The following is a 26,389-nucleotide window of genomic DNA, read 5'->3' as shown; positions in this document are numbered from 1 at the left end:
CGCGAAGGTGTCCCTGGCGATCTCCACCTGCTGGGTGAGCCGGGACACCGCGGCGACTCTCTGCGCGCGGTCGTCGAGGCCTTCACCAGGGCCGTGCGGCGGGGGGAGGCCGATCCGCGGACCCTCGACGAACTCGACCGGCTCTGCCGGGGGCTCGACGGCGAGCACGCCGTCGCTGCGCGGCCCCTCGCGCTCGCCCTGGTCCGGCACCGGCTCGACGGCGCGGGCCGGGACGAGCTGCCCGACCTGGCGGCCTTCGAAGGGCTGCCGTTGGGGCAGGAGGCCTGGCGGGAGCTGCGCGAGACGTACGGCGCCCGCGCCGACGACGCCCTGTGCCGCAGGCTGCGCGGCCCCATGACCGGCTGGACGGAGCCGCTGCGGCTCGCCCTCGCCGTGGGGGCGGACGGCGGCCCCGGCCTCGCGGAGGCGATGGACAGGATCGCCGCCGCCCTGCTGCACCCCGAGAAGCGCGACTGCGCGCACGCCGTGCGGGTCCTGGAGGACCTCGACAACACGGCGTTGACCCGGCGGGTGCTCCGGCTGCTCATCGTGGGTTTCACGGAGCACAAGCTGGACCGCCTGCGCGACCTCGCCCGCTCGCCGCAGGGCGACTGGCTGCGGCGGAACATCGAGGACGCGCCGCTCACGGTGCGGCTCGCCGCGGCCGCCGCGTACTGGAGCGGGCCACCCGACCATCTGCACGGCGCCGCACTTTTCGGGCGGCTCACCGAACTCCTCGCGGGACAGCGGGTCGAGGACGTCAAGACGCTGAAACTGCTGTGGCGCATGGTGTGGCGCAACGGCCTGCCGGACCACGCCGAACAGCCCTGGGTCGCCCGCACCTGCACGCCGCGCCTGCTGGTGGAGGCCGATCTCGGCCGCCGCGTCATGGGCTGGGTCAAGGAGCCGGACCACTGCGACCGGGAGCTGGTCGAGTTCGCCAGGGTCATGGTCGACGACCGCCAGCTCGGCGCCACCGAACGCGACACGGCGGAGCTGCTCGTCATCGCCCAGGACCTCGCCGACGGGCGGCTCGCCCTCAGCAAGATCGCCGTACGGCGGCTGCGCGAACTGGGCCGCAAGGTGTCACCGCTCGGCGCGGTCCTGCGGCAGGGCGTCGACGAGCGGGTGGGCAGCGCCCTCGCCCGGGCGAACCCCCTCGACCTGTGCGAGGCGCACGGACTGCAGATCCTCGTCGCCGCGGGCCCCGACCTGCTGCGCACCTACCGCGCCCAGCTCCTCGACGACACGGTCTGCGAACGCCTCGTCCACGAACTGCCGGGCAGACCCGCGGAGTTGGCCGCGTACTACCACATCTGGCGGCCCCGGCGACGGCACGGCGTCAGCGCGGAATGGCGCACGGTGGCGGCGGAACTGCTCGACCAGGTGCTCGCACCCGTCCTCGCCCACCTCGACCACCACCATCTCGGCCAGGTCGCCACCGTCCTGCAGCGCGAGGGCCAGGACGTACAGGAATGGACCGCATGGCGGCACCGGGTGGCCCAAGGGCCGCACTGACCTGCTTCTCCCTCTCCCCGGCGAGCCCGGGGCGCACCGGCCGCGGCTCCCCGCGCCGCACCACCCTCCCCACGAAAGGACCAGCGTGAGCGACACCGGCGAGGCAGCCGACAACTTCCCCGGCGGCAGCATGGCGAGCCGCCCCGTGCACTTCATCTGGATGCTCGACTGCTCGGGTTCCATGGGCGTGAACGGCAAGATCGGCGAACTGAACTTCGCCATCCGCGAGGCCATCCCCGAGATGCAGCAGGCCGCCCAGTCCAATCCCGCGGCGTCGCTGCTCGTGCGCGCCGTCACCTTCGCGAGCGGCGCGAGCTGGCATGTCAGCGAGCCGACCCCGGTGGACACGTTCGCCTGGGAGGACGTGCACATCTACGGCGCCACCGACATGGGCGCCGCCTTCAAGCTGGCGGCCGGCGCGCTGCAGACCCCGCCGATGCCGCAGCGGGCCCTGCCGCCCGTCCTCGCGCTCGCCTCCGACGGGCAGCCCACCGACGACTGGCGTGCCGGGCTCCGCGCCATCGACGCCACCCCGTGGGGCAAGCGCGCCGTGCGCGTCGCCGTGGCCATCGGGGACGACGCGGACAAGAGCATGCTCAAGGAGTTCCTCGGCAACCCCGAACTGGAGCCGCTCCAGGCGAAGAACCCGCGCCAGCTGGCCGCCGCCATCCGCTGGATGTCCACCGCGGTCGTCAAGGACGCGTCGACGCCCAAGGTCGACGACGGCGGCAAGCCCGCGACGCCGATCGACGTCCCGTCGATGACCAAGGGCGAAGACGACATCTGGTGAACGGCCCTGGGACAACGACCGGACCGCGGACCGCGCCGGTGCCGGAGCCGGTGGCCGGACCCTGGGCGCTGCTCGGCGGCGCCGTCAAGGGCGTGGCGAAGAAGTACAGCCAGGACAGGGCCGCCGCGCTGCCCGTCGCCGGGGGCCGCGCCGTGGTCCTCGCGGTCGCCGACGGGCACGGCAGCGGCGCGCACTTCCGCAGCGAGATGGGGGCGCGCTGGGCGGTCGAGGAGTTCACGGCGTGCGCGCGGGCCTTCGCCCTCGAGGTGGCGCGCGTCGGCGACGACGCGTCGACCTGGCCCGGCCTGCGCGCGGAGGCCCGCAGGCTGCCCCGGCAGGTGGGGCACCGCTGGCACGAGCGCGCCCTGTGGCACGACGCCAACTCGCCCGCGCACGGCTCCCGTTCGCCGGGCTTCGGCGCCGTGTCGGCCCGTTCCGGCGCGTCCGGGCGCAAGGAGCCGCCGGACCTCGCCGCCTACGGCAGCACCCTCATCGGCGCCGTACTGACCGAAGACATGGTGTTCTGCTGGCAGTTGGGCGACGGCGACATCGTCTTCGTCGACCGGGACGGCGCCCCGCACACCCCGCTCTCCACCGGACCGGACATGGGCGACGAGACGGACTCGCTCTGCGAGCCCGAACCCTGGCGCAAGATGCGCGCGCACTGGCAGCCCTTCACGGGCGGCGTCCCGCCGTGCCTGCTGATCTCCACCGACGGGCTCTCCAAGAGCTTCGCCGACCACCAGGGATTCCTGGACTTCGCCACGGGGCTGCACGACCGCGCCGCCGAACAGGGCGTGGCCGCGGTGCAGGCCCAGCTCCCCGACTGGCTGGCGCGGGCCGCCAGGTTCTCCGGGGACGACACCACCCTCGTGGGCGCCATAGCGGCGCCCCCGGAGCGCAGCGACGCACCGTAAGAGCAGAAAGGCAGAGAGGAACAGCATGGTGAACGGCATGCTCGCCGCCGGAAAGACCCTGGTGGCCGAGTCGGGGGAGAAGCTCAAGGTCGCCGAGCTCTTCGGGTCCGGCGGTCAGGGCGAGGTCTACCGCGTCCGGACGTCCACCGGCGACCGCGCGGTCAAGTGGTACTACCCCCAACTGGCCGACGCGCGCCAGCGGGAGATCCTCGAAGGGCTCATCGCCAAGGGGTGGGACGACGACCGCTTCCTGTGGCCGCGCTCCATCGTGATGGACCCCGAGGGCAAGCAGCCGGGCTTCGGCTACCTCATGGACGTACGGCCCGCCCGGTTCTGCGACCTGCCTGCGCTCTTCCGCCGCGACCCCTCGGTGTCCGCCGCGACGATGCGCACCCTGGTGACCGTGGCGCTGCACACCGTCGAGGCGTACCGCGCCCTGCACTCCCGGGGCATCGCCTACCGCGACATCAACTGGGGCAACATCTTCTTCGACCCGCGCACCGGCGACGTCCTCGTCTGCGACAACGACAACGCCGTCGTGGAGGGCGCCGAGGCGGCCGTCGCGGGCACCATGGACTTCATGGCGCCCGAGCTGGTGCGCGGCGACAAGGGCGTCCAGCCCGGCACCCAGAGCGACCTGCACTCCCTCGCGGTCCTCCTCTTCTACCTCCTGATGAACGATCACCCCCTCAACGGCGCCCTGGAGTTGAACATCCGCTGCCTCGACATGGCGGCCAAGCGCAAGCTGTACGGCACCGACCCGGTCTTCGTGTACGACCCGAACGACACCCGCAACCGTCCCGTGCCCGGCGAGCAGCCCACCGTCGTGGCCAGCTGGAACGCGCTGCCGCAGATCCTGCGCGACCTGTTCGTGCGCACCTTCACGGACGGTCTGAAGAGCCCCTCCCTCAGGGTGCGCGAATCGCAGTGGCGCGAGGCCCTCAGTCAGGTCCTCGACGCCATCACGCAGTGCGGCTCCTGCGGCAAGCAGAACCTCACCCAGCCGGACGGCGCGCCGCCCGAGTGCTGGAAGTGCCGCACCACCCTGACGCTGCCGCCCCGCCTCGAACTGGTCACCGGTACGGGCACGTTGCGCACCCGGCGCGGCATCCGGCTCGCCCCCAGCGCCCGCGTCTACGCCCACCATCTGCGCGACGACCCGGAGCGGCACGACTTCACCGCCGTGGTCGGCGAGGTCACCGAACACCCGCAGCAGCGCGGCAGGTTCGGGCTCACCAACCGCACCAGGTCGGTGTGGACGGCCCGCAAGGACGACGGGACGGTGCGGGACGTCGAGCCGGGCAAGACGATCGCGCTCCGGTCGGGTCTGCTGATCGAGTTCGGGGGCGGCACGGAGGCGGTCGTGAAGGAATAACTGCCCTGGACCGACCGGCAGTTCAGGGACGCGGGTGCCGCCATCGGTGCCACCACGACATCCACCACGGAGGCGCGGGCGGCACCGGAGGCGGTGGTGGCGAGGGCGGTGGCGCCGCGGGCAGGACCGCGCTGGCCGGTGCCGCCTCGATCGCCACGGCGTCGGGGCGGGCCAGCGGCGTCACGGTGACCACGCACTCGTCGGCCGACACCGGGAGCTCGACCGCGTTCCCGGACCGGTGCGCGCTGCGCGGCACCCGCCGCTGCCCGCCGAGCCGCCCGTCGCTCCAGGACGCGAGCACCAGGACCGCGGGCTCCGGCCAGTCGAAGAGCAGCTCGGCCCGGTCCCGCGCGACACGTCGTACGGACAACTCCGCTATGGCATCCGGGTGTTCGATGACGACGCTCGGGCCGGACACCGCCCGCTCGCCGAGCACGCTCACCGCTGTCATGCGGACCCACTGCCGGGGCGCGGGCGCCAGATCCAGGTGGGACGCGCCGTCAGGCCCTGCGGCAGGCAGCCGCCCCACGAGGTCCGAGACGTCCGTGCCCGGCGCGAGCGGGCCCTTCGGCCACGGCACGAGCACCCCTTCGCCCCGGTCGGGCGGCTGCCATGCGATGGTCACGCGCCCGCCGTCGCCGTCCCGCCGCACGGTGAGCTCCTGCACCGGCGAGGGCCACGCCTCGGCGCGGGCGGTGACGGTGACACCGGGGGACCACACCAGGTCGCCGTCCGGATCGCGGTAGCCGCAGCACACTTCGTACGTGTACGTCCCCGGGGCGAGCGGCACGTCGAGCAGCCCGTCGTGCCCGCACTCCACCCGCACCAGCGAGCCCGCCCCCCAGCCCGCCGCGTCGGCTGCCGTGCCCGAGCGCGTCACACGGACCTCGGCCGCCGCCTCGTCGGGCCGCCAGCGCAGCCGAAGCCCGTCCGGCACGGCGTCGGCGCGCAGGTCGCCCACGTCCGGGGTGAGCAGCACCGGCGCCGAGACGCGCGGCACCCCGGCGAGCCTGTCGCGGCGCAGCGGGAACACCGCGTACCGCAGCGGGCGGCCCACCGGAGCGTCGGCGTCGACGGCCCGCGGGCCGCTCTCCCGCGCCGACGTCTCCACCGCCAACTGCGGGGCGCCGTCCGGGAAGCGCAGCACGCGGTACGCCACCTTGGCGGTCACCCGTGGCGGCTCGCACCAGGACAGCCGTACGGTCCGGTCGTCGAGGCCGGCCGTCACCGCCGCGTCGGCCGGGGCGCACGGATCGTCGGCGAGCAGCGCGGCCACGCGCAGCAGGCCCGTCTGCGCGTGCGCGTCGTCCCTGGCCTGCCGCAGCGCGCCGAGCCAGGCGTCGGCCGCGGCCCGGAGCGCGCCGGCCGACTCCAGGGCCGCGGCGTCGGCGGTCAGCCGGTCGACGTCGGCGGACCGCGCGCGGACGGCGTCGACGAGCGCGGTCAGCCGGTGGTCCTCCGGTCCGTCGGGATGCGCGGAGCCGCGGGGCAGATGGGCCACGAGCCGCTCCGCCTCCCGCAGCCGTACCCCCGGCCATACGTCGTTGAGGGTCTCGGCGGCGTGCCGCGCGGGCCCCGCCGCGGGAAATCCCGTCGCCACCGCGGCGGCGAGCGGACCCGCCTCACTGCGGTGCACGCCGAGGGCGACGGCCTCCTCGGCGCCGGGCGTACCGCCGCCGTCGGCGAGCGTGCGGCACAGCTCCCACAGGACGAGCCTGCGCAGGCCCATCGGGTCGTCCCGCACCACGGTCTCCAGGACGTCGACCAGGGCGGCCGCCGTGTCGGAGCGCGGATCCGACGAGGACAGCCACCGGCCGCGCGCCCGCTGGACGTACCGCAGGTCGACGCGCTGCCAGCTGCCGCCGCGGCCGGGGAACCACAGGCCGTCGAGGACACGGAAGCCGTCGTCCGTCTCGGCCTTGGGGAGCGTGCCGAAGAGCGCGTTGGTCGCGGCCGCGGGGGCCGGGGCGCGCAGCGCGTCCGCCGCGTGCCGGAACCCCGCGTCGCGCAGGGCGTCCCGCAGCGGGAGATAGCCGCGCATCGCGGGGAAGCGCGGCAGCGCGGGCGGTGGAAGCCGGGCGCCGCTCGCCTTCGGGTGCTCGCCGGGGCGCAGGACCGCCATGCCTCAGCCGCCCGGCGCCGTGTAGAAGTACACGCGGACCTCGGCGGTTTCGGGGCGCTTGCCGAGGTTGTGGAAGTCGTCCGTCGCGGTCTTCTTGGTGAACATGTCCGGACGGCCCTTGCCGAGCACGGAGTTGACCCGGTGGGCGTAGTCCGTGCCGTTCGAGCCGCCGCCGAAGGTCAGCACCAGCGCCGCCGTGCGGCCCGACCATCTGCGGGTGCTCCGGGAGATCTGCGCGGCGAGGTCCCCCTTGTCGGTGCCCGACACCTGGAACTCCTGCGGCCTGCGGTCCACCGAGCGGGGGCCCGTGGGCGTGGGAGTGGGGGTGGCGCCCTTGGAGGGCCCGGACGCGGGCCGGTCGTCGGCCTGCGGGTCGGGCCGGTCGGCCATCGACACCAGCGCGAGCACGAGCAGCAGGTCCGCGAAGAGCCACCCCGCGAGCACGACGGTCCCGCTCCGCCTCCCGCGCCGCCCCCGCAGCCGCCCTCGGCTCACGCGCCGCCTCCGTCCGGCGGTGACGCGGGCCGCGGGGCGGAGGCGTCCGAACCGCCTTGGTACGGCGTTCCGTTGGCGGTGTGCGACGCACCTGCGTGCCGGACAGGGGGGAGCCCGGCATTCAGTGCGGGCAGCGCCCCCGCCAGGGTGTCCATCCGGGCGTCGAGGCGGGCCGCCGCGTCCTGCCAGTGGGCCGCCGCCGCGTCCCAGCGCTCCGTGGCCTCGCGCATGCCGTCCACCGCGTCGCCGGTGCGGCCGGTGCTCGACACCAGTGCCTGCGAGGCCCGTTCGGTCGCCTTCGCCACCGACTCGGACTTCATGACGAGCGACTGCTGCGCGGCGACCAGGGCCTTGAGGGACGCCTCGACGGTGTCGCCCGCCGTCTTGACGTGGTCGGCGATCCCGCGGGCCGCGCGCGCGTTGGCCTGTCCTGCCTGGGTGGTCGCGGCCGTGCCGTCGCGCAGGGTGGTCTCGATGCGGTGCGCCGCGTCGCCGAGCCTGGGCACTTCCTTCGTGAGGGCCTCGGCCGCCTGTTTCAGCGTGTCGGTGGCCTGCGCCACGGAGGCCGTCGCGCCGGTGAGGGCCCGGTGGCTGAGCCCCGCCTTCGTGGCCACCTCGTTCATCTCCGCGGCGGCCTTGGTCAGTTCCGCGGTGAACTGCTGCGGCGACGCGCTGCGGTGCGGCGCGAGCAGCATCTGCGTGCGGGTGAGCACCGAGGCGAGCTGGGCGAGGAGCTGGTCCCTGACCGCCTCCTGCGCGGCCTCGTCGCGCTCCGCGTGCTGCCGCACGCGCGCGTGCCACACCGAGAGCGCCACTAAGAGGGCGATCAGGATGACGGCCATCAGGGCCACGTTCTCGAAGCGGCCGTACGAGGAGAGGTGCCCGCCGAAGCCCGACTGCCACAGCTGCAGGAAGGGGCGCGTCGACTGCTTGGGGTCCTCCTTGCTGAGCTCCCCGTACGCGCGCACGGCCTCCCGCAGGCCGAACCAGGTGATCAGGAGCGGGATGAAGACGAGCACCCCGAGGGCGGCCTCCAGGATCCGGTCGCGCCGCCCCGCCGTCGGCTCGGGCGGCGTCCGTACGCTCTCCGGGCGCACGAAGGCGTGCACGAGGTCCAGCTCGGCCCACCGGTCAAGCCGGGTGTTCGAGCCCATGTCCCGGTGCAGCGCGGTCAGTTCGGCGCCGCGCGGCTCCAGCGCGGGCAGGGCCGCGAGACGCTTCAACTCCTTGATGATCAAGGCTTGGTCGAGCAGCTGTGCGGGCGTCAAGCGGTTCCCTCCCTGGGCTACCGTGGCCTCTCCAGGGGGCCTCTATCCGAGGACGTCACCCCTGCCGCGCCGGTTCCTTCCGTCACGGTTCAACCGCCGCAACAACGCCTCGGCGTCGGCGTGTTCAGGATCCCACGTCAGACACTTCCCGAGGGCCTCGATCGCCTCATCCCGTTCCTGGCGCCTGTCCAGTTCCACCGCGTGCCGGTAGGTGCGCTCGGCGAGCAGGCCCCGCACCCGTACGTTCGTCGGATCGTGGTTGTACGCGCACTGGAGCCACTGCTCGGCATCGGCGAAGTGCTCCGGCGCCATGTCGGCCATCGCGGCCGCGCAGTGCACGTCGATCATCGCGTCCAGCATGTCCGCCCCGGTGGGCCTGGTCGCCGCGTCCTGCCAGGCGATGTGCGCGGCCTGCACCGCGTGGTCGTACTGGCCGAGCGACAACAGAGCCTGGGCGCGGGCCAGTTGACGGCGCGACGTGTAGTCGAGGGCCACCGCGGCGACCGGCGGCGGCTGGCCGGGCCCGGTCGGGACGGCCGGGGGAGCGGCATCGGGTACGGCCTGCGGCCTGGTCAGGTCGTCGAGCAGCTCCTGGGCCTCCGCGATGATCTCCCTGAGCAGTCGGCCGGCCTCGTCCGCGCGCCCCTGCCGTACGAGCAGCCTGGCCCGCGCCACGTCGCGGACCTGCCGGGGATCGTGGCCCGCGCCCGCCGCCCGGACGACTTCCGTGCCGTGCCGGGACCCCGCATCGCGCACGTCACCGGGCACGCGCACGGCGCCGGACTCGCGCTCCGCGTCGGCGCCCACCAGCGTCGCCGTGAGCGGCGGGGCGTCGGAGAGGGTGTCCTGACCGGCGGCCGCAGGTTCCAGCGGGCCCTCCTCCAGGGCGGCGGGCCCGGCCGACGCCGCGCCGCCCGCGAGCCGCACCGCGTGCTTCAGGGCGCCGAGGGCGAGCAGTTCCTGCGACGCCTGCACGCTCTGCCTGCCGAGCCCCGCGACCCGTGAACGCACCTGCTCCATCTGGGTGTTGCCGCCCACCAGAAGCAGCGTGTCGACGTCCGACGCGGTCATCCCCGACTGGTCGAGCAGCGCCTGCGCCCGGTCCAGGGTGCGCCGCACATGCCGGTCCAGATACGTGTCCAGGTCGTGCCGGGCGATCCGCACCCACAGCGGGGGGCCTGCGCCCAGCTCCAGATCGAGCACCGCGGCCTGCGGGCCGCCCGGCCTGCCGAGCGCCTCCCGCGCCTGCTGCCCCCGCGCGCGCAGCCCCTGCCACACGGCGGCGTCCACGCCGAGGACCGAGCCCGCGCCGCGGTGCCTGCGAAGCAGCCGGACCGCCGACGCCAGCGTCTCCGCGTCGAACGCGCGGCCCCCCGACGTCGCACCGCCCTCGTAGCCGAGCGAGCGGAAGTGACCGCGCACGCTGCGGATCAGACCGAGTTCGAAGCCTTCGTAGCCCATGCCGTAGACCAGGCAGGTGCCGCTGTCCCGGTCCGTCATGTGGCCGATCACCGCGGCCATCGAGTCGCTGATGAGCCGCGCCGGTTCGAGCCCCGCCTCGCGCGCCGCGTCCCGCAGCGCCGCCCGCTGCGCCGAGCCGAACCGCGCGGGCACGCTGATCACGGTCTGCGCCACCCGCCCCTGCGCCGCCGCCTCCACGCGCTCGCGCAGCGACCGCAGGACGCGCACCACGAGGCCGTCCGCGTCGAACGGCCTGCCGTCCACCTGGACCGGACGCCCGCTGCCGATACGGCTCTTCAGGCTCGGGAAGGTGACGGGCAGCTCGCCCGTCTCGGCGGGCTCGCACAGCAGCCACGGCCCGTCGTCGGGCCCCGGTTCGACGCGCCGACCCGGCCGGTCCGGCAGCGCGAAGAGCGCCCGCAGGCCCGTGCCGCCGAAGTCGATGCCGAGACTGACGGGGGCCGCCGCGTCCTGTGTCATCCGCCCGCCGTCTCTTCCGCGAAGCGCAGGATGCCCTCGTAGTCCGGCTTGTCGGGAAGCGTCGGCACGGCCCGCTCGGACTGCGCCACCGCGACCAGGTTGACGAGGTTGCGGGCCGTCTGGGCGGTCTGCACGCGGTTGCCCTGCCGGTGCGCCTGCTTCACGTACTCGACCGCTTCGTTGATCTGCCGCACCGTGTCCGGCGGCGCGCCCTCGGAGGCGAGTTCGGCCTGCCGGAACTGGCTCGCGAGGCCGCACTGGCGGTACATGTCGTCGAGCAGCAGCTCGGTCAGGCGCTTGTACTCGCCGCTGTCGCCCATGGCCACCGCCCGCTGCGCCTGCTCGATGTCCCTGCGCACCTTCATCGCCTGCACCGGCTCGATGTAGGGCCCGTACCGCTTGAGGAAGTGCTCGGCCTCCCGCTCGGCGAAGCCCAGCTGCTCGCGCAGGACCGCGCTGTCCAGCTCGCCGACGGGCTCGGGCGGCGGGGTGCGCGGCTTCTCCCGGTTGGGCGTGGCCTCCAGGACCATGTCCGTGCCGCGCACCGCGATCTTCACCGTGATGATGCGGTCCGCCGAGTAGTTGAAGGAGACGTCCACCTGGCGGTTGATCTCGATCTCCTGCGGCAGCTCGAACTCGACCACGCCCTGCTCGTGGTTCTCGCTCGCCACCTTGCTGTCGCCCTCGTAGACCGGCACCCGGATGCGGCGGCTGTCCGTCGCGTGGAACGTGCGCTGGCGCGGCTCGGAGAGCGGATAGGGCGAGCCCGCCTCGATGATCTCCACGAACACGTCCCGCTGGCTGCCCTTGATCGCGGCGATGCCCATCGCCATCGGCGTCGACTCGTACAGGCCCGTGTCGCCCTTGGACCGCCCGTCGGCCAGGCTCCGGCCGCAGGCCGCGCAGGTCTCCGCGCCGTACTCGTTGACCTTCGCGCACCGCGCGTCCGAGCACTCGACGCCCCGCAGCGTCTCCGCGAGCACCCCCGCGCCGAACGCCACGCACTCCATCGGATTGATGTTCCTGCGCACCTTGTCCGCGCCGAAGAACGCCTCGACCGCCTCGTACACGGGCCTGGTGAGCGTGCCGCCGCCCACCAGGAGCACGTCCGAGATGTCGTCCGTGGACAGCTCGTAGCGCGCCAGGGTCTCCTGGACCAGGTCCATCGTCCGGGTCACGAGCGGCGCGATCATCTCCTGGAACTCGCCGCGGGTCAGCTTCATCTCGACGTCGATGACGCCGTTCTCGCTGCGGTACGCCGCCGGGATCACGATGTACGTCTCCGGCAGGTCGTTGAGCTCCCGCTTGGCGCGCTCCGCGGCCTTCTTCGCCTGGAACAGGAACGCCTTGTCCCCGGCCGGATCCACATGGTGCTCCGTCCGCATCCAGTGGATGATCCGCTCGACGACGGCCAGGTCGAAGTCGTCGCCGCCCAGCCAGATGTCGCCCGCGGACCGCAGGACCTGGAACTGGCTCCTGCCCTCCTGGTCCTTGACGGCGTTCAGGACCGAGATGTCGAACGTGCCGCCGCCCAGGTCGTACACGAGCACCCGGCTGCGTGCCCCGCCCGGCTTGTGCAGGCCGAACGCGACCGCCGCGGCCGTCGGCTCGTCGACGATCTTCTTCACCACCAGACCCGCCTTCTCCGCGGCCTCACGGGTGGCGGCGCGCTGCGCGTCGCGGAAGTAGGCGGGCACCGTGATCACGGCGTGCGTCACCGGCTCGCCCAGTGTCCGCGCGGCGTCCCTGACCAGCTTGTCCAGGATCACGCTGGAGATCTCCGCGGGCGTACGGGTGCGCCCGCCGAGCATCACGTGCGCCCGCGGATCCTCGTCGGGGCCCGCCACGATCTCGTAGCTCATCCGGTCGCGCGCGCGGGCCACCGAGTCGTCGGCGAAGTCCCGGCCCATCAGCCGCTTCACCGAGACGACGGTCTCCTTGGGCTGTCTGATCGCCCAGTTCAGCGCGTCCTCGCCGACGAGCAGCTGGTCCTTGCCCTCGCGGCGGACGACGCCGACCACGGACGGCGTGAGCCGCTCGCCCTTGCTGTTGGTGAGCACCGCGATGTCCGCGCGGTGCGGATCGTGGGCGGCCACCGCGCTGTTGGTGGTGCCGAGGTCGATGCCGATGGCCTTCATTCCCGCTCCGTCCCTTGCTCGGCGCCGCCGTCCACGGCGACGACCACCCGGGCGGCGCGCAGCACGTGCCCCCGGTATCGATACCCGCGCTGCACGATCTCAAGGACCTCGTCCGCACCGGCCCCCGCCGGCGCGGGCCTGGCCTCGGCCACGTGGTGCGTGGCCGGTTCCGCGCGCTCGCCGACCCGGCCGAGCCGCTCCATCCCCTCGTCGGCGAGCGCGGTCTCCAACTGCCCCGCGATCAGCCCCAGGCTGCGCCGGTACGCCGCCACGTCGTCCGCCGCGCCGTCGGCGAGCAGCCGGTCGAAGGAGTCGAGCACGTCGGCGCAGCGCAGCAACAGCCGTTCGGTGAGCGCCTGGTGGGCGGCGTCGCGGGCGGCCAGGTCGCGGGAGTACTCGAAGGCGAGGCGCGCGGCGGCCGCGGACGGCTCAGACATCGAAGCGCACCAGGTCGTCCAGGAGATGCACGGTGTCCTCGGGGAGCGGGTCGGGCGGCGGGTCCCCCGGGTCGGTCATGGCCGACGTGAGCCGCTCGATCTCCGCGGCGGCCAGCGGGAGTTCGGCCGCGAGGTCCACGTCGTACAGGAGCAGGTCGACGAGCAGCCTGCGGCGCACGGTGCGCAGCTCGTCCCACGCCTGCTGGGTGACCGGGGTCATCAGATGCCGGGCGAGCAGCTCGAAGGAGACGTCCTGCATGTCGGCGTGGCTGGTCCAGGGCGTCACTCCCGCCGGGGCGAGCGCGTCGTAGGGGAAGGGTCCGTCCCCGCTCGCGGAAGGGTCCTTGATCACGCGACTGTGTCTCCTTCGTGTGTTCCTGGCGCCACGGGGCGCCCTGCTGCTTCGTGGTCCGGGGCCAGTTCGCCGAGCCAGCGGTGCACGGCGTCGAGGAAGGCCCGCCTGATCCGTCGCTCGGTGGGCTCCGCGCGGGTGGCGCGGATCAGATGGTGCAGGGCCCACAGGATCTCGCCGCGGCCCAGCGCGTCCTCCGCCTTGTCCGTCAACTCCGCCGCCCAGGACGGCAGATCGTCGTCGTCGGGCGGGGTCTCCCGGGCGTCGCTGCGGATCAGCCGCCCCATGCCCGCGACGCCGAGATGCCGGGTGAGCAGCTTCTCCATCTCGTCGAGGGCCTCGCCGAGCGTCTCGCGGTAGCGGTGCGTCAGGGCCTGCCCGAGCCCGACGTCGAGCAGGCCGAGCGCCTCGTGGAGCAGCCGGAGCCGCGCCGGTACCTCGTGCGTCCGGTCGTCGAGGGTGAAGACGAGGGCCCGCGCGAGATTGTCCCTCGCGTGGTTCGACTCCGGGTTCAGGGCGAGTGCCCGGCGCAGATCGGCCTCCGCGCCGTACACGTCGGAGCGCATGCCGTGCTTGGTGCGGGTGTAGCCGCGCCACACGCCCCGCATGGAGAGCAACGTCGAGAGTTTCGCGTGCAGTTGGACGAGCAGGTCGCGGTCGAGGGGGTGCAGCACCCTGGTCGCCGACTCCACCAGCGTGACGGCCTCGTCCAGGCAGGGGCCGAGCTGGGCGCCGTCCTCGTCGGAGAGCGCCTCGACACGGCCGAGGACCGTACGGATCACGGCCTTCTTGGAGCGGGCCTGCATACCGGCGTTCCGTGACACCCGCACCAGCTCCGTCCACTGGTGCAGCGCCTCGTCGAGTCCGCCGTCGCCGCGCGTCAGGGCCGCCTTGGCGAGCGCGAGACGGATGTGCACGGCCAGTTCGACGCCGTCCTGGAGCAGCCGGGCGTAGCGGCGCGGCAGCCGTACGTACGCCGGGTTGCGCCGCAGGAAGTCCGCGCAGTGCGGGCACCCGTCCGGATGCCCGGGCCCGGCGGGTCCCGCGCAGTCCTCGGGCAGCGTGGTCAGCGTGCGGAACGCGGGCAGGGCACGCAGCGCGGGCTCGAACTTGCGGACCTCCGAGAGGACGAAGCCCTGCGCCAACTCCGAGAACGCCCAGCGCAGTTCACGCACCGCGTACTCGCCGGGGTCCCTGCCCTCCTGCGCCGCCGCGTCCAGGCCCGCGGCGAGCCTGCCGAGCGGCGCCTCGAGGCCCAGCAGCCGCAGATAGCGCGGCCCGCACGCCAGCGTGCCGCCCGCGCCCGGCACGTCCGGCAGGCCGCCCACGTCCTTCAGCACCCGGGCGCCGCCCAGCTCGGCCTCCAGGAGCCCCGCCAACACCTGGTAGGCGGCGGCCTGTTCGGGCCTGTCCTGCTCGGTGTGCCGCTGCTCGTACGCCGAGAGCTGGCCGAACAGATGCTGGCTGAGCTCCCAGCGCAGCGACGCCATGTCCTCGTGCGTCAGATCCCGCTCGTAACAGGCGGCCCGCTCGGCGCGCCAGCCGTCCCAGTAGCCGTCGTCGCTCAGCAGCGTCGCCCAGTACGCGAGCGCCGACTCCCAGGCGGCCACGGCGTGTTCCCACGCACCGCTCTGCTCCAGCTCCTGCGCCTGCCAGAGCCGGGCGGCGGCGAGCCCGTGCACCACGGCCATGTCGCCGGGCGCCGCCCGCAGCCGCCGCTCCCACTCCGCGGCGGCCGCCTCCCGGTCCCTGGCCAGGAGCAGCAGCAACGGCGCGTCCCTCGGGAACCGTTCGCACAGGGCGTCGAGCAGCCCGGGCCCCTCGTCGGGGGAGAGCCCCGCGAGGGCGTCGCGCAGCGCGTCGGGTGAGTGCCACCGGTACAGCAGCGCGTCCAGACGAAGACGGCGGCCCGGCAGCCGCAGCCGCTCCAGGGCGACCCGCTCGTCCCACGACATCGAGCCGCGCTCCAGGAGGGCGTACGAGGCGTTCTTCACGACGTCCATGGAGGCGCCCGGGTCGACACCGGCGTCCCGCAGGGCGAGATACGGGAACGTCGGATCCTTCACCGCGAAAGGATCGGCGACAAGGGGAGTGCCGGTAAGGCCGTCCGCCCAGGGCAGCAGCCCGATGAGCCGCCGCAGCCTCCGGCAGCGCACATCGGCCCGCTCCAGCGCGCCGCCCGCCCGCTCGTACGCGGCGACGGCGCCGCTCCACCGGCCCGCCGCCTCCAGCAACCGCCCCTCCGCGTACGCCAGATGGGCATCCGCGTCCCGGTGCCCCGGGCACTGCCGAAAGGCGTCGGCGGCGCGCCCCCACTCCTGGTGCGCGTCCGCGAGCCGCCCCCGCGCATACGCCACGGCATCCCGCCGCTCCCCGACCGCGTCGGCCTCGGCGACCACTCCGGCCCAGTCCCCGGCGGCCTCGGCGAGCCGCACGCGCGCGTACCGCCCCCGAGCCGCGACATCCACCCCGCCCACGCCCTCAAGCCCGTCATAGGCCCGGATCACCTCCCGCCACTCCTCGACGCCCACAGCCGCCTCTTCACGCACCCGCGCCTCGGCATAGCGCTGCCGTACGACGACGTCCGCCCAGTCGCGGTCCATGCACCGGTACACACCCAGGGCTTCGCCCCAGCGGGAGTCGCGTTCATGGGTGCGGGCCAGGGCGTAGTGGTAGAGGTGGACGGCTTCGGAGTCCTCGTCGTCCTCGTCGTCCTCGTCGGCATGGCTGGGCGACGCGCCGCCCGGGAGCGGCGGAACCCCCTCGGGAAACGCCCGCCCGTAGATGGCGCACGCCGCGTCCCAGTCGTCCGTCTCCTCCGCCCTGCGCCCCTCGGCCTTGCGGCGCAGGGCGGCCACCGCGCCCGCGCGGGCCCCGTCCGGTACGCCGGTGAGGAGACTGAGGACCGCCGCCCAGTCGGCGCGCAGATCGGCGGCCACGCGCGCGCGTGCGTACAGCCGCCGGACGCCGACCTCCCCGTCGGCATAGGCGTCGGGCAGCCGCCCGAACCCGTCGATGACACCGGCCCATTCACCCCGCGCGTCCGCGGCCCGCCCCCGCGAGTACAGCACCCTGTCGGGCACATCGAGCACATCAGAAGGCAGCCCCCCGAACCACCCCACCGCGTCCCCCCACCGCCCCTCCTCCTGACACACCCGCCCACGGGCATACAGACAGAGCCACCAGGCGTCATCGGGAACGCGATCGTCGCCGGCAACCTCACCCTGGGCGCTATCGGCGCAGGCGCCGCCCGAGCCCCCCGCGTCCGCAGACGCGGCCCGCCCGACCCCCGCCTCGGCAGGCCGGTGCTGCTTGCCCCGCACCGTGCCCGAGGCGGCGCCCTCGCCCCCGCAGTCCCCGAACGCCTCCGCCGCCTCGGCCCACTTGCCCGCGGCGGTGGCCAGTTGGCCCTCTGCGTAGCGGCGGCGGGCGCGGGTCGCGCGGTAGTCGGTGGGGAGGGTCGTGAGGTGGGTGAGGGCCGTGGGCCAGTCGGCCGTGTCGGAGGCCGTCACTGCCGCCTCGTACACGCGGTGGCGCAGGTCGCTCAGCCACGGTTCGGTCGGCCGGCCGTGCGCGGCCGCCGCGGTGAGGTCGGTCAGGGCGGCCGCCCAGTCGCCGTTGTCCGAGGCGTCGCGTCCCCGCGCGTACAGGAGGCGTACGTCGCTGTCCTGGAAGCCGTGCGCGGCCGCGTACCCCGCCGTGGCCGCGGCCCACGCCCCGGCCGCCTCGGCCGCGCGGCCGGTGCAGTAGGCGTGCCAGGAGGGGGAGTCGGGGCAGGAGGGTCCCGCACCGCCGAAGGCGTCACGGGCCTTGGCCCAGAGCCCGTGCGCCGCGGCGCCCCGCCCGCGCGCGTACGCCGCCCGGTCCGCGGCGTCGCCGAGCCCCCCGCACGCGCCGTACGCCGCCCCGGCCGTCCGCCAGTCCCCGGCCTCCTCCGCGGCCCGCCCGCCCACGTACGCGGCGCACGCCGCGGCCGCCGCGTGGCCGGGCCGCAGCGCGAGGACCGCGGCGTACGACCGGGCCGCCTCGGCCCAGTCGCCCGCGTCCCGCGCCCGCCCGGCGGTCTCGAAGGCGCGGGCGACGTCCAGTTCGTCGCGGGCGGCGGCAAGGCGCGCCACGGTGTCCCGCGGCCCGTCGGGGCGGACCGCGAGCACCTCCTCGTACCGGCTGATCGCAAGGACCCAGTCCGCCTCGGCCTCCGCGGCGACGGCCTCGTCGACGAGTGCGGCCACCCGCCCGAGCGCGTCGACCTCCGCCGCGAGGCAGCCGGGCAGCGGCCCGGGCAGCGCGTCGCGCACCACGGCGAGCTGCGCGGCCGCGCCCGCCGCGTCCCGTTCCGCGGCGAGCAGCGCGCACAGCTTCTCCAGTTCGGGCCAGGCCAGTTCGAAGGCGGCCTCCGCCCGCATCCGCCGCTGCTCGTCCTCGTAACTCCGGGTCGGCGTCCGCAGCGTCCGCTGCACCTGCGCCCACTGCCCGAGGTCCCGCTGGAAGCGCGCGGCGCCGATCAGGACGGTCGAGTCGACGTGCCCGACGGGGCTCTTGAAGGTGCGCAGCGCCTCCGCGCCCTCGCGCAGCGGATCGGCCGCGGCGCCGTCCTCGTCGCGCACCTCGCGGGCCTTGAAGAGCCAGCCCTGCCGGCACTCCTCGTGCAGGAACAGCGCGGGTGTCGCCCACTCCACGGCGGTGTGCTCGGGCTGGTGCGAGATGCGCAGCCGCGCCGCGGCCATGGACTCGTCGACGGTCCTGTTGGCGGCGATGCCCTTGAGCAGTTCGGGCCCGAACGCGCCCGCGGCCACGTCGCTGACCCGCCCCCGCATCGCCACCACGGCGGGCACACCCCCGCCGATCAGCGCCTGCGCGAGCCCGGAGAACGGCTCCATGCTCGAACTGTCCGCCCCGGAACAGAGGTTGAGCGCGACGAGCCGGAGCCGCTGCGCCTTGAGGAGCAGCCCGCTGAGCAGGTCGGCGGGCACCCGGTCGACGCCGCCGCCGTCCGTCTCCAGGGACACCACGCCCTTGCCGAGCTCGTGGTCGTACGCGCCGTGCGCGATCAGCAGGACGGCCGTGGGCAGTTCGGTGTGCGCGCCGAGCGCCGACTCCAGGCTCGCGCGGGTGGCGCGTTCGACGACCTTGGTCTGTACGGCCACTTCGGAAAGACCCTGCTGGAGCGCGGCCACCTCGGCGGCCGCGCGCAGCGGCGGAAGCCCGCCGGGCGATGCCCAGGCCACCACGAGCCGGATGACGCTCGGCTGGTCCGCGGGGTCGGGCAGCCGCTGCCCCAGGGGGCCGCCCGGCAGCGAACGCACAAGGGAATAGCCGTGGTTGAGCGCGAGGGACTGCTGCGGGCTGCCGGGCGGCGCGCACAGCGACTCCAGGGGGAGGTCGCGCAGTTCGGGCGGCAGGTCGAAGCGGAGCCGGAGCCCGCGCGGCGGCCGCATCCGCTGGGCGCGGTCGAGCGCGGTGTCGACACAGGCGCCGACGTGGCCCCCGACGCCCTCGCAGGACCCGTCCCCCGGGGCCTGGGGCCCGTCACCGGCGCTTCCCCCGCCGCCGAAGAGCAGCCGGAACACCCCGCGCCCGAGCACCCGCAGCTGCTCCACCGTGTGCTGCCCGCCCATCGGCGCGAGGCCGAGCTCCGCCGCGACGAGCCGGTCCCACTGCTCGCGGAACGCCGCGGGCTCGCCGCCCACGGCGATCACCTCGGCCGCGGCGGCGGGCCCGTTGGCCGTGACGAGATAGCGGCCCGCGCCGACGCGGCGGACCCGGATGCGCAGTTCCTCGTACGCGAACACGGCCGTCACGCCCCGCTCTCGTCGGGCTGCCACATGACGTGATCGAGGTCGGCGACCGCGGCCTCCCGCTGTTCTTCGAGGTCGGGGTCGTCAGGGAAGTGGACGAGCGCGGCGGTGAGTTGGTCGATCGCCTCGCGCAGCGTGTCGCGCGCCCCGGACAGGCTTCCCGAGCTCCAGCGGGCCGCGGCGAGCCCGCGCAGCACGATGCCGAGGCTCACCTGGGCGCGCAGGAGGTGCGGGTTGAAGGCCACGGAGCGCCGCAGGTCGGCGGCGGGCTCGTCGAGGAGCGCGGTCTCGTCGTTGGCGACGGAGATGCCCCGGTCGGCGAGCACCCGGGCCAACTGCCCCTCCAGGCGCCCGCGTTCATTGGCGCCGATCACGGAGCGGGTCGTCTCGAGGGTGGCCACCGCGAGGCTCAGACGCCCCGCGCGGTGCGCGTCCCTGGCGGCGCCGAGCGCCATGTCGACGATGGCGGTCTGCGTCTCGCGGTACCGCTCCAGCTCCCTGCTGTGCACCAGGGCGCGCCGCCAGCACGCCGCGGCCGCCCCGAAGTCGGGCCGCTGCGCGCCGAGTTCGGAGCGGCCCATGCTCAGCCGCGCCTCCAGGGCGAGCCCGCGCGCGTCGAGGGCGAGCCTGCGGTGCCGGTCGGGCAGCCCGGCGTACCCGGGGTTCAGCTCGTCGAACCGCGCACACCCTGGCTCGCACACGGCCGCGGTCCCCGGCCCGCCGCCGCGCGTGCGGCAGTCGGGGCAGCGCAGCTCGGTGAGCGCCGCGAGCGCGTCGGCGGCCTTGTCCTGCCCCAACAGGAGCTGGGCGAAGCCGAGTTCGGAGAAGGCGTAGGTCAGTGAGGTGTACGTCATGGAGGTGTACGTCGATGAGGTGGGCGCCGTCGCGGTGGCGGGAGTCCCTGCGTCGGCCACCGGGACGCCCTCCTGGAGCGCCCGGGCCTCCCGCGCGGCGGCGAACGCGCCGAACTCCGCGGTCCTGCCCAACTCGGCGACGCGCAGCGGCCCGCAGAACAGCGGCGCCCCGCCGCGACCGTCGGACGGCAGGCCCCCGGCGCCCGCGAGCAGCTTCGCGGCGTCCGCCTCGCGCCGCAGCAGCGGTCCCGGCGCGACCCGGGTGCCGGAGTCCTCCTCGGGCATGCGCCGCTCCAGGAGCTCGCGCAGTCCGGAGCGGACGCCGGGGAGCAGCGCGTGCTCCACGACCACGCCGTACCGCCGCGCGGCGGAGGCCCGTACCCGCTCCCAGAACCCGTCGTCGTACAACAGGGCGGCCCAGGCGGCGACGCACGACTCCCACGATGAACGACCATCACCGCCAAGGGAGTTCAGCAGAACCAAGGCGAGGGTGTGCGTCACCCGATGATCGGCGGGCTCGCGCCGCGCGGCATCCCGCAACAACGCGACGGCGTCCTCCCGCCGCCCGCCCAGCACGAGCAGCACGGCGTACAACGGACCGAACCCGCTCAGATCCGCCCCGAACCCCCGGGCGGCCCCGGCCAACGCCCCGACCCGCTCATCGACACCGTCCCGGCCCTCCGCCCTCGCCACGGCCGCCGCGAGCAACCGCAGGCCCACCTCGCGCGCGGGCCTGCCCGACAGCGCGGCAAGCACCCAGCGGGCCTCCTCGTCCAGGGGCCCGGTGCGGGCCGCGGCCCGCAGATCGGTGCGGGCGGCCGCGGGGCGTCCCGCGCGCACGTGCACATAGGCGCGCTGGACCAGGCTGCGGGGGTGCGGCACGGGGCAGGCGAGTGCCTCGGTCAGACAGCGCTCGGCGGCGTCGAGATCACCGCGATGCGCGGCGGCGCACCCCAGCCAGTGCAACGGCCCCGCAGCCCCCGGCCGCACCTCCCGAGCCCGCTCGAACTCCCCGACGGCCTCCGCGACTTCCCCACCCGCCAACCGGACCCGCCCCACCCCGGTCCGAGCCCGCGCCACGACACGCGCAACGGCTTCGTCGCTGCCTGGGTTCTCGCTGTCCGGTTTCGCGTTCTCCGGGTTCCCGTCGACCGGCGCCTCGCCCTCGCCCGCCAGGCCCTCGTCCACAGGACCCTCGCCCGCCAATGCGAGCGCCACGCGGAAGTGCCGCTCGGCCGTCTCCCGGTCGCCGCGCGTCAGCGCCGACTCGCCCTCGGCGCAGGCCTGTTCGGCGCGGATCCGGTCCGTGTGCGCAGTCACTGTCAGCCCCCGATCCGCGGCGGATGTGCCGCCGCGTCCTCAGGCCGGCGGGTCAGCCGGCGGCCTCGTCAAGGATCGAGCGCCAGCGGCCCTGGGCGCGGTCGTAGTGCAGGGGGCCGGCGCCGAAGGAGGCCAGGTCGAGCCCGACGAGGCGGTCGTACGCCTCGGCGGGCAGGTCCGGTTCGAGGACGACGTCGAGCCCGGTGGTCTGGTCGCGCAGCACCAGCGGCCGGGCGGGGCGGGCCTCGCCGAGGGCGCCGGGGGCGGGCGCGGAGGGGCGCGCGACCTTGCGTACGACACCCTTGAACGCCTCGTACGCGTCCTTGACCGCCTCCGCGCCGAGGCCGGTCAGGAACGCCTGCAGGGGCAGGGCCGCGAGGACGATCCAGGGAATGTCGGCCGCGCCGCGGTGGTCGAGGGTGCGGCGGACGCGGACCGGCGGTGCGCCCAGCGCACCGAGCGCGGCGACCAGCTCCTGGCGCAGGTCTTCGGGGACCTCTTGGTCCAGGAGCAGCTCCGCTCGCGGCGGCGCATCGGTCATGGAGGTGGTTCCTTCCGGGGACTTGAACGGCAGCCTAGAGGCGCCGGTCCTCCGCACGCCGGGAAACCGGTGATTCAGTGGGGCAAGGGAGAGAGGGGAGGGGGAGGGGGCGCCGCCCCGTGCCCGTGCGTGCCCCTCGCGCGCCCCCTCGCGCGCCCGATTCACGCGATGGTGCGATCATGTGCCGCCGCCCGGATGCCGATCGAGAGCCCCGGGTAGGGCCGGGCCATGACTCAGCCGTTCGAACTCCCGCACTTCTATCTGCCGCACCCCCCGCGGCTCAACCCGCACCTCGAAGAGGCACGCGCGCACTCCAAGCGGTGGGCGCGCGACATGGGCATGCTGGAGGGCTCCGGCGTCTGGGAGCAGAGCGACCTGGAGGCGCACGACTACGGCCTGTTGTGCGCGTACACGCATCCGGAATGCGACGGGCCGACCCTCTCGCTGATCACGGACTGGTACGTGTGGGTCTTCTTCTTCGACGACCACTTCCTGGACATGTTCAAACGCACCCAGGACCGCGCGGCGGGCAAGGCCCACCTGGACCGGCTGCCCCTCTTCATGCCGATGGACCTCGCCACCCCGATGCCGGAGCCGCGCAACCCGGTCGAGGCGGGCCTCGCCGACCTGTGGCGGCGCACGGTCCCCGCGATGTCCGTGGACTGGCGCCGCCGCTTCGCACGGTCCACGGAGAACCTCCTGAACGAGTCCCTGTGGGAGCTGTCCAACATCAACGAGGGGCGGATCGCCAACCCCGTCGAGTACATCGAGATGCGCCGCAAGGTGGGCGGCGCGCCCTGGTCGGCGGGCCTCATCGAGTTCGCGACCGCCGAAGTGCCCGCGTCGGTCGCGGATTCCAGGCCGCTGCGGGTGCTGATGGAGACGTTCTCCGACAGCGTCCATCTGCGCAACGACCTCTTCTCGTACCAGCGCGAGGTCCAGGACGAGGGCGAGCTCAGCAATGGAGTGCTCGTCCTGGAGACCTTCTTCGACTGCACGACCCAGGAGGCGGCCGACACCGTCAACGACGTCCTGACGTCGCGCCTGCACCAGTTCGAGCACACGGCCTTCACCGAAGTGCCCGCCCTCGCCCTGGAGAAGGGCCTTTCCGGGCCGGAGGCCACCGCGATCGCCGTGTACACGCGGGGACTTCAGGACTGGCAGTCCGGCGGCCACGAGTGGCACCTGCGCTCCAGCCGGTACATGAACGAGGGCGCGCTCCCCACCTCGCCGCTCGCCGGACTCACCGGCATGGGCACGTCCGCGGCCGACATGGGCGCCCTGCTCGCGGCGGCAGCGGCGGACCGGCTGCGGCCCTACACGCATGTGCCGTTCCAGAAGGTGGGGCCTTCCCGGATCCCCGACATCCCCATGCCGTTCGGGCTGCGGCTCAACCCGGAGCTCGAGGGCGCGCGGCACCGGCTCGTCGGCTGGGCGCACGCGATGGGCATCCTGGCGGAGGGCGTGTGGGACGAGGACAAGCTCACCGCGTACGACTTTCCGCTGTGCTCGGCGGGGATCGACCCGGACGGCACCGCGGAGGCCATGGACCTCAGCTCGCAGTGGCTGGCCTGGGGCACCTACGGAGACGACTACTACCCCCTCGTGTTCGGCCGCCGCCACGACATGGCCGCCGCCAAGCTCTGCACCGAGCGCCTCTCCGCCTGCATGCCCGTCGACGGCGAACCGGCCCTGGTGCCCGCGAACGCCATGGAGCGCGGCCTCACCGACCTGTGGCGGTCCACGACCCGCGCCATGACCACCGACCAGCGGCGGTCACTGCGGGACGCCGTGGACACCATGACGGAGGGCTGGCTGTGGGAGCTCTCCAATCAGCTGCAGAATCGCATCCCCGACCCGGTCGACTATCTGGAGATGCGCCGCGCCACCTTCGGCGCCGACCTGACCATGGGCCTGTGCCGGACGGACCACGGCCCGGTGGTGCCGCCCGAGGTCTACCGCAGCGGCCCGGTGCGCTCCCTGGAGAACGCCGCCGTCGACTACGCCATGCTCGTCAACGACGTCTTCTCGTACCAGAAGGAGATCGAGTACGAGGGCGAGATCCACAACGGCATCCTGGTCGTGCAGAACTTCTTCGGCTGTGACTATCCGAGGGCGCTGCGCATCGTCCACGACCTCCTGTCGCAGCGCATGCAGCAGTTCCAGCACGTCGCCGCGCATGAATTCCCGGTCCTGTACGAGGACTTCGGACTGTCGAAGGAGGCGCGCGCGGTCATGGACGGCTACGTCGTCGGGCTGCAGAACTGGATGGCGGCCATCCTGAACTGGCACCGCGACTGCCGCCGTTACGGCGCGGAGGACCTGGCGAGGCGCGCGCACGGCTTCGTGCCCGACCGGATGCCGAGGGTCCCGTCGATCGCGGGACTGCGCTGACCGACCGCCCGATCGGGCGCGGCGCCGGGTCGATCGGGCACATCACCAGGCATGTCGAGGGCCCCACCGGCCGTACCGGTGGGGCCCGTTCGGATGGTTTCATCCGGAATGGTGGATTCGCGGAACTTCGCTGATGCGTCAGGAGTCTTCTGAAGTGAAGGCGGCCTTCGACCGGCCGCGACATGGGGGATGAACACGGGGGTGTTCGATCTTGACCGACATCATTGAGCGCATCACTGACCGACTGCTCGGCGACGAGCCCGGGGCGGCAGCGACGGCGGATGGCGAACTGGTTCCGTACGTGGCGCCGTTGCCCGTCCCGCCGGTGCTGCGTCCCGACAGCGTGGACGTACGCGAAGAGACGGAGATCGCGCTGCGTCCCACCTGGGTCCGGCTGCACCCGCAGCTTCCGCCGACCCTGATGTGGGGGTACGACGGCTCGGTGCCGGGCCCCACCATCGAGGTGCGGCGCGGCCAGCGCATCCGCATCGCCTGGACCAACCGCATCCCGAAGGGCGCCGAATATCCCGTCACGGCCGTCGAGGTCCCGCGCGGCGACCCGCAGAAGGACCCCTCGCCGGGCACCCTGCCCGGCCGCGCGGGCGTGGCGCCGAACAAGGACGTGGCGGCGCTGCCCGCCTGGTCGGTGACCCATCTGCACGGCGCACAGACGGGCGGCGGGAACGACGGCTGGGCGGACAACGCCGTGGGGTACGGCGACGCACAGCTCTCCGAGTACCCGAACGACCACCAGGCGGTGCAGTGGTGGTATCACGACCACGCCATGAACATCACCCGGTGGAACGTGCACACCGGTCTGTACGGCACGTATCTCGTCAGGGACGACGAGGAGGACGCGCTGCAACTCCCCTCCGGTGACCGGGAGATCCCTCTCCTGCTCGCCGACAGGAACCTGGACACGGACGCCGACGGCCGGCTGAACGGCCGCCTGCTGCACAAGACCGTCATCATCGACCCGAAGAACGCCGAGACGGGCAAGCCGGTCTCCCTGCCGTTCACCGGGCCGTACAGCACGGTCAACGGCCGCATCTGGCCGTACGCGGACGTGGACGCGGCCTGGTACCGCTTCCGCCTGGTCAACGCGTCGAACGCGCGCATCTACGACCTCGTCCTCATCGACGAGGACGACCAGCCGGTGACCGGCGTCCTGCACCAGATCGGCAGCGACGGCGGGCTCCTGCCGCGCCCCGTGCCGGTCGACTTCGACGACGCGCTGCCGACGCTCACGGTCGCGCCCGCCGAGCGCATGGACCTGCTCGTCGACTTCCGCGAGCTCGCGGGGCGGCGGCTGCGTCTGGTCAACAAGGGCCGCGCCCAGGCCCCCGGAGTGCCCGACGTGGCGAACGACGTGCGCTATCCGCAGGTCATGGAGTTCCGGGTGAACGAGTGCGGCGAGCCGGACGGCTTCGAGCTGCCGGAGGTCCTCTCGGGCTCGTTCCGCCCGCTCACGCACGACATCGAGCACGGCCACCGCCTCGTCGTGCTGACCCCGCCCGCGACGAAGGGCGGCGGCGGCCACCCGGAGATCTGGGAGATGACCGAGGTCGCGGAGCCGGGCGACATCCAGGTCCCGACCGAGGGAATCATCCAACTGCGCGGTGCGGACGGCAAGGTCAAGACGTATCGGCGCACGGCCCGTACGTTCAACGACGGCCTCGGCTTCACCATCGCCGAGGGCAGCCACGAGCAGTGGAGCTTCCTGAACCTCGCGGTGGACCCGCCGGTGACCCACCCGATGCACATCCACATGGCGGACTTCCAGCTGCTCGGCCGTGACGCGTACGACGTCTCGGGTTTCGACGCCACCATCGGCGGCACCCGCGCGCCGATCGCCTTCGACCCCGACAGGACCATCCCGCTGGCTCCCAACGAGCGCGGCTTGAAGGACGTGTTCCTGGTCCCCGGCGGTCAACAGCTGCGCGTCATGGGCAAGTTCGACGGGGCGTACGGCCGCTTCATGTACCACTGCCATCTGCTCGAACATGAGGACATGGGCATGATGCGGCCCTTCGTGGTCATGCCGAAGGAGGCACTGAAGTTCGACCACGGCGCGGGCCACGGCGGGCACGACGGACACACGGGGTAGGCACCCGGGTCCATCGGCCGCT

At 74.0% G+C, this 26,389-nt stretch carries 16 protein-coding genes; 6 read left to right on the top strand and 10 right to left on the bottom strand.

The window, feature by feature from the left end; genetic code table 11:
- The 4 genes from ACFWZ2_RS38005 to ACFWZ2_RS37990 all read left to right on the top strand — a co-directional run.
- Nucleotides 1-1,518: GTPase-associated protein 1-related protein (locus tag ACFWZ2_RS38005; RefSeq protein WP_384553775.1), on the top strand; the 1,518-nt coding region annotated here is incomplete at its 5' end.
- A 130-nt stretch (nt 1,519-1,648) separates the two neighbouring features.
- Nucleotides 1,649-2,308 (top strand): tellurium resistance protein, encoded by a 660-nt coding sequence (locus ACFWZ2_RS38000; protein ID WP_384553779.1) that lies wholly within the window; start codon nt 1,649-1,651, stop codon nt 2,306-2,308.
- A gap of 38 nt (nt 2,309-2,346) precedes the next feature.
- The gene (locus ACFWZ2_RS37995) at nt 2,347-3,225 is read left to right on the top strand and encodes a protein phosphatase 2C domain-containing protein (RefSeq protein WP_384553773.1); all 879 of its coding nucleotides are present in this window, start codon (nt 2,347-2,349) and stop codon (nt 3,223-3,225) included.
- A 25-nt stretch (nt 3,226-3,250) separates the two neighbouring features.
- The gene (locus ACFWZ2_RS37990; RefSeq protein WP_384553771.1) at nt 3,251-4,600 is read left to right on the top strand and encodes a protein kinase; all 1,350 of its coding nucleotides are present in this window, start codon (nt 3,251-3,253) and stop codon (nt 4,598-4,600) included.
- Between the two features lie 22 nt (nt 4,601-4,622).
- On the opposite strand, the gene ACFWZ2_RS37985 is transcribed toward ACFWZ2_RS37990, so the two are convergent.
- The 10 genes from ACFWZ2_RS37985 to ACFWZ2_RS37940 are packed head-to-tail and all read right to left on the bottom strand — an operon-like array spanning nt 4,623 to nt 21,866.
- Nucleotides 4,623-6,722 (bottom strand): hypothetical protein, encoded by a 2,100-nt coding sequence (locus ACFWZ2_RS37985; protein WP_384553770.1) that lies wholly within the window; start codon nt 6,720-6,722, stop codon nt 4,623-4,625.
- A gap of 3 nt (nt 6,723-6,725) precedes the next feature.
- Nucleotides 6,726-7,217 carry a hypothetical protein gene (locus ACFWZ2_RS37980; protein ID WP_384553768.1) on the bottom strand — a complete coding sequence of 164 codons (492 nt, stop codon included), beginning with the start codon at nt 7,215-7,217 and terminating at the stop codon, nt 6,726-6,728.
- Nucleotides 7,214-8,485, bottom strand: a complete 1,272-nt coding sequence (locus ACFWZ2_RS37975) for a hypothetical protein (RefSeq protein WP_384553767.1) — start codon at nt 8,483-8,485, stop codon at nt 7,214-7,216. Before ACFWZ2_RS37975 ends, ACFWZ2_RS37980 begins: the two co-directional genes overlap by 4 nt.
- Nucleotides 8,486-8,527: 42 nt before the next feature.
- Complete coding sequence (locus ACFWZ2_RS37970; protein WP_384553766.1) at nt 8,528-10,426, bottom strand: Hsp70 family protein; 1,899 nt, start codon at nt 10,424-10,426, stop codon at nt 8,528-8,530.
- Nucleotides 10,423-12,564 carry an Hsp70 family protein gene (locus tag ACFWZ2_RS37965; RefSeq protein ID WP_384553764.1) on the bottom strand — a complete coding sequence of 714 codons (2,142 nt, stop codon included), beginning with the start codon at nt 12,562-12,564 and terminating at the stop codon, nt 10,423-10,425. The genes ACFWZ2_RS37970 and ACFWZ2_RS37965 overlap by 4 nt, the downstream gene beginning before the upstream one ends.
- Nucleotides 12,561-13,001: a nucleotide exchange factor GrpE gene (locus ACFWZ2_RS37960; RefSeq protein WP_384553762.1), complete on the bottom strand. Its 441-nt coding sequence runs from the start codon at nt 12,999-13,001 to the stop codon at nt 12,561-12,563. The genes ACFWZ2_RS37965 and ACFWZ2_RS37960 overlap by 4 nt, the downstream gene beginning before the upstream one ends.
- Nucleotides 12,994-13,353 (bottom strand): hypothetical protein, encoded by a 360-nt coding sequence (locus ACFWZ2_RS37955; protein ID WP_384553760.1) that lies wholly within the window; start codon nt 13,351-13,353, stop codon nt 12,994-12,996. The genes ACFWZ2_RS37960 and ACFWZ2_RS37955 overlap by 8 nt, the downstream gene beginning before the upstream one ends.
- On the bottom strand, nt 13,350-19,154 hold the full coding sequence (locus tag ACFWZ2_RS37950) for a CHAT domain-containing protein (RefSeq protein ID WP_384553758.1): 5,805 nt from the start codon (nt 19,152-19,154) through the stop codon (nt 13,350-13,352). The genes ACFWZ2_RS37955 and ACFWZ2_RS37950 overlap by 4 nt, the downstream gene beginning before the upstream one ends.
- A complete protein-coding gene (locus tag ACFWZ2_RS37945) occupies nt 19,151-21,325 on the bottom strand; it encodes a hypothetical protein (RefSeq protein WP_384553756.1) in 2,175 nt (724 codons plus the stop codon). The genes ACFWZ2_RS37950 and ACFWZ2_RS37945 overlap by 4 nt, the downstream gene beginning before the upstream one ends.
- A 52-nt stretch (nt 21,326-21,377) precedes the next feature.
- Entirely contained in the window at nt 21,378-21,866 is a 489-nt protein-coding gene (locus tag ACFWZ2_RS37940; protein WP_384553754.1) for a hypothetical protein, read from the bottom strand.
- A gap of 228 nt (nt 21,867-22,094) precedes the next feature.
- Here ACFWZ2_RS37940 and cyc2 point away from each other — a divergent pair, with 228 nt between their 5' ends.
- Together cyc2 and phsA are read left to right on the top strand one after the other, a co-directional pair.
- On the top strand, nt 22,095-24,260 hold the full coding sequence (cyc2, locus tag ACFWZ2_RS37935) for a germacradienol/geosmin synthase Cyc2 (RefSeq protein WP_384553752.1): 2,166 nt from the start codon (nt 22,095-22,097) through the stop codon (nt 24,258-24,260).
- A 211-nt stretch (nt 24,261-24,471) separates the two neighbouring features.
- Nucleotides 24,472-26,367 carry an O-aminophenol oxidase PhsA gene (gene phsA / locus ACFWZ2_RS37930; protein WP_384553750.1) on the top strand — a complete coding sequence of 632 codons (1,896 nt, stop codon included), beginning with the start codon at nt 24,472-24,474 and terminating at the stop codon, nt 26,365-26,367.
- Nucleotides 26,368-26,389: the final 22 nt, after the last annotated feature.

Origin of the sequence: Streptomyces sp. NPDC059002 (assembly GCF_042740435.1) — a bacterium.
Classification (GTDB): Bacteria; Actinomycetota; Actinomycetes; order Streptomycetales; family Streptomycetaceae; genus Streptomyces.
The sequence above is the reverse complement of the archived record's forward strand: the minus strand, read 5'-3'. Positions and strand labels throughout refer to the sequence as shown.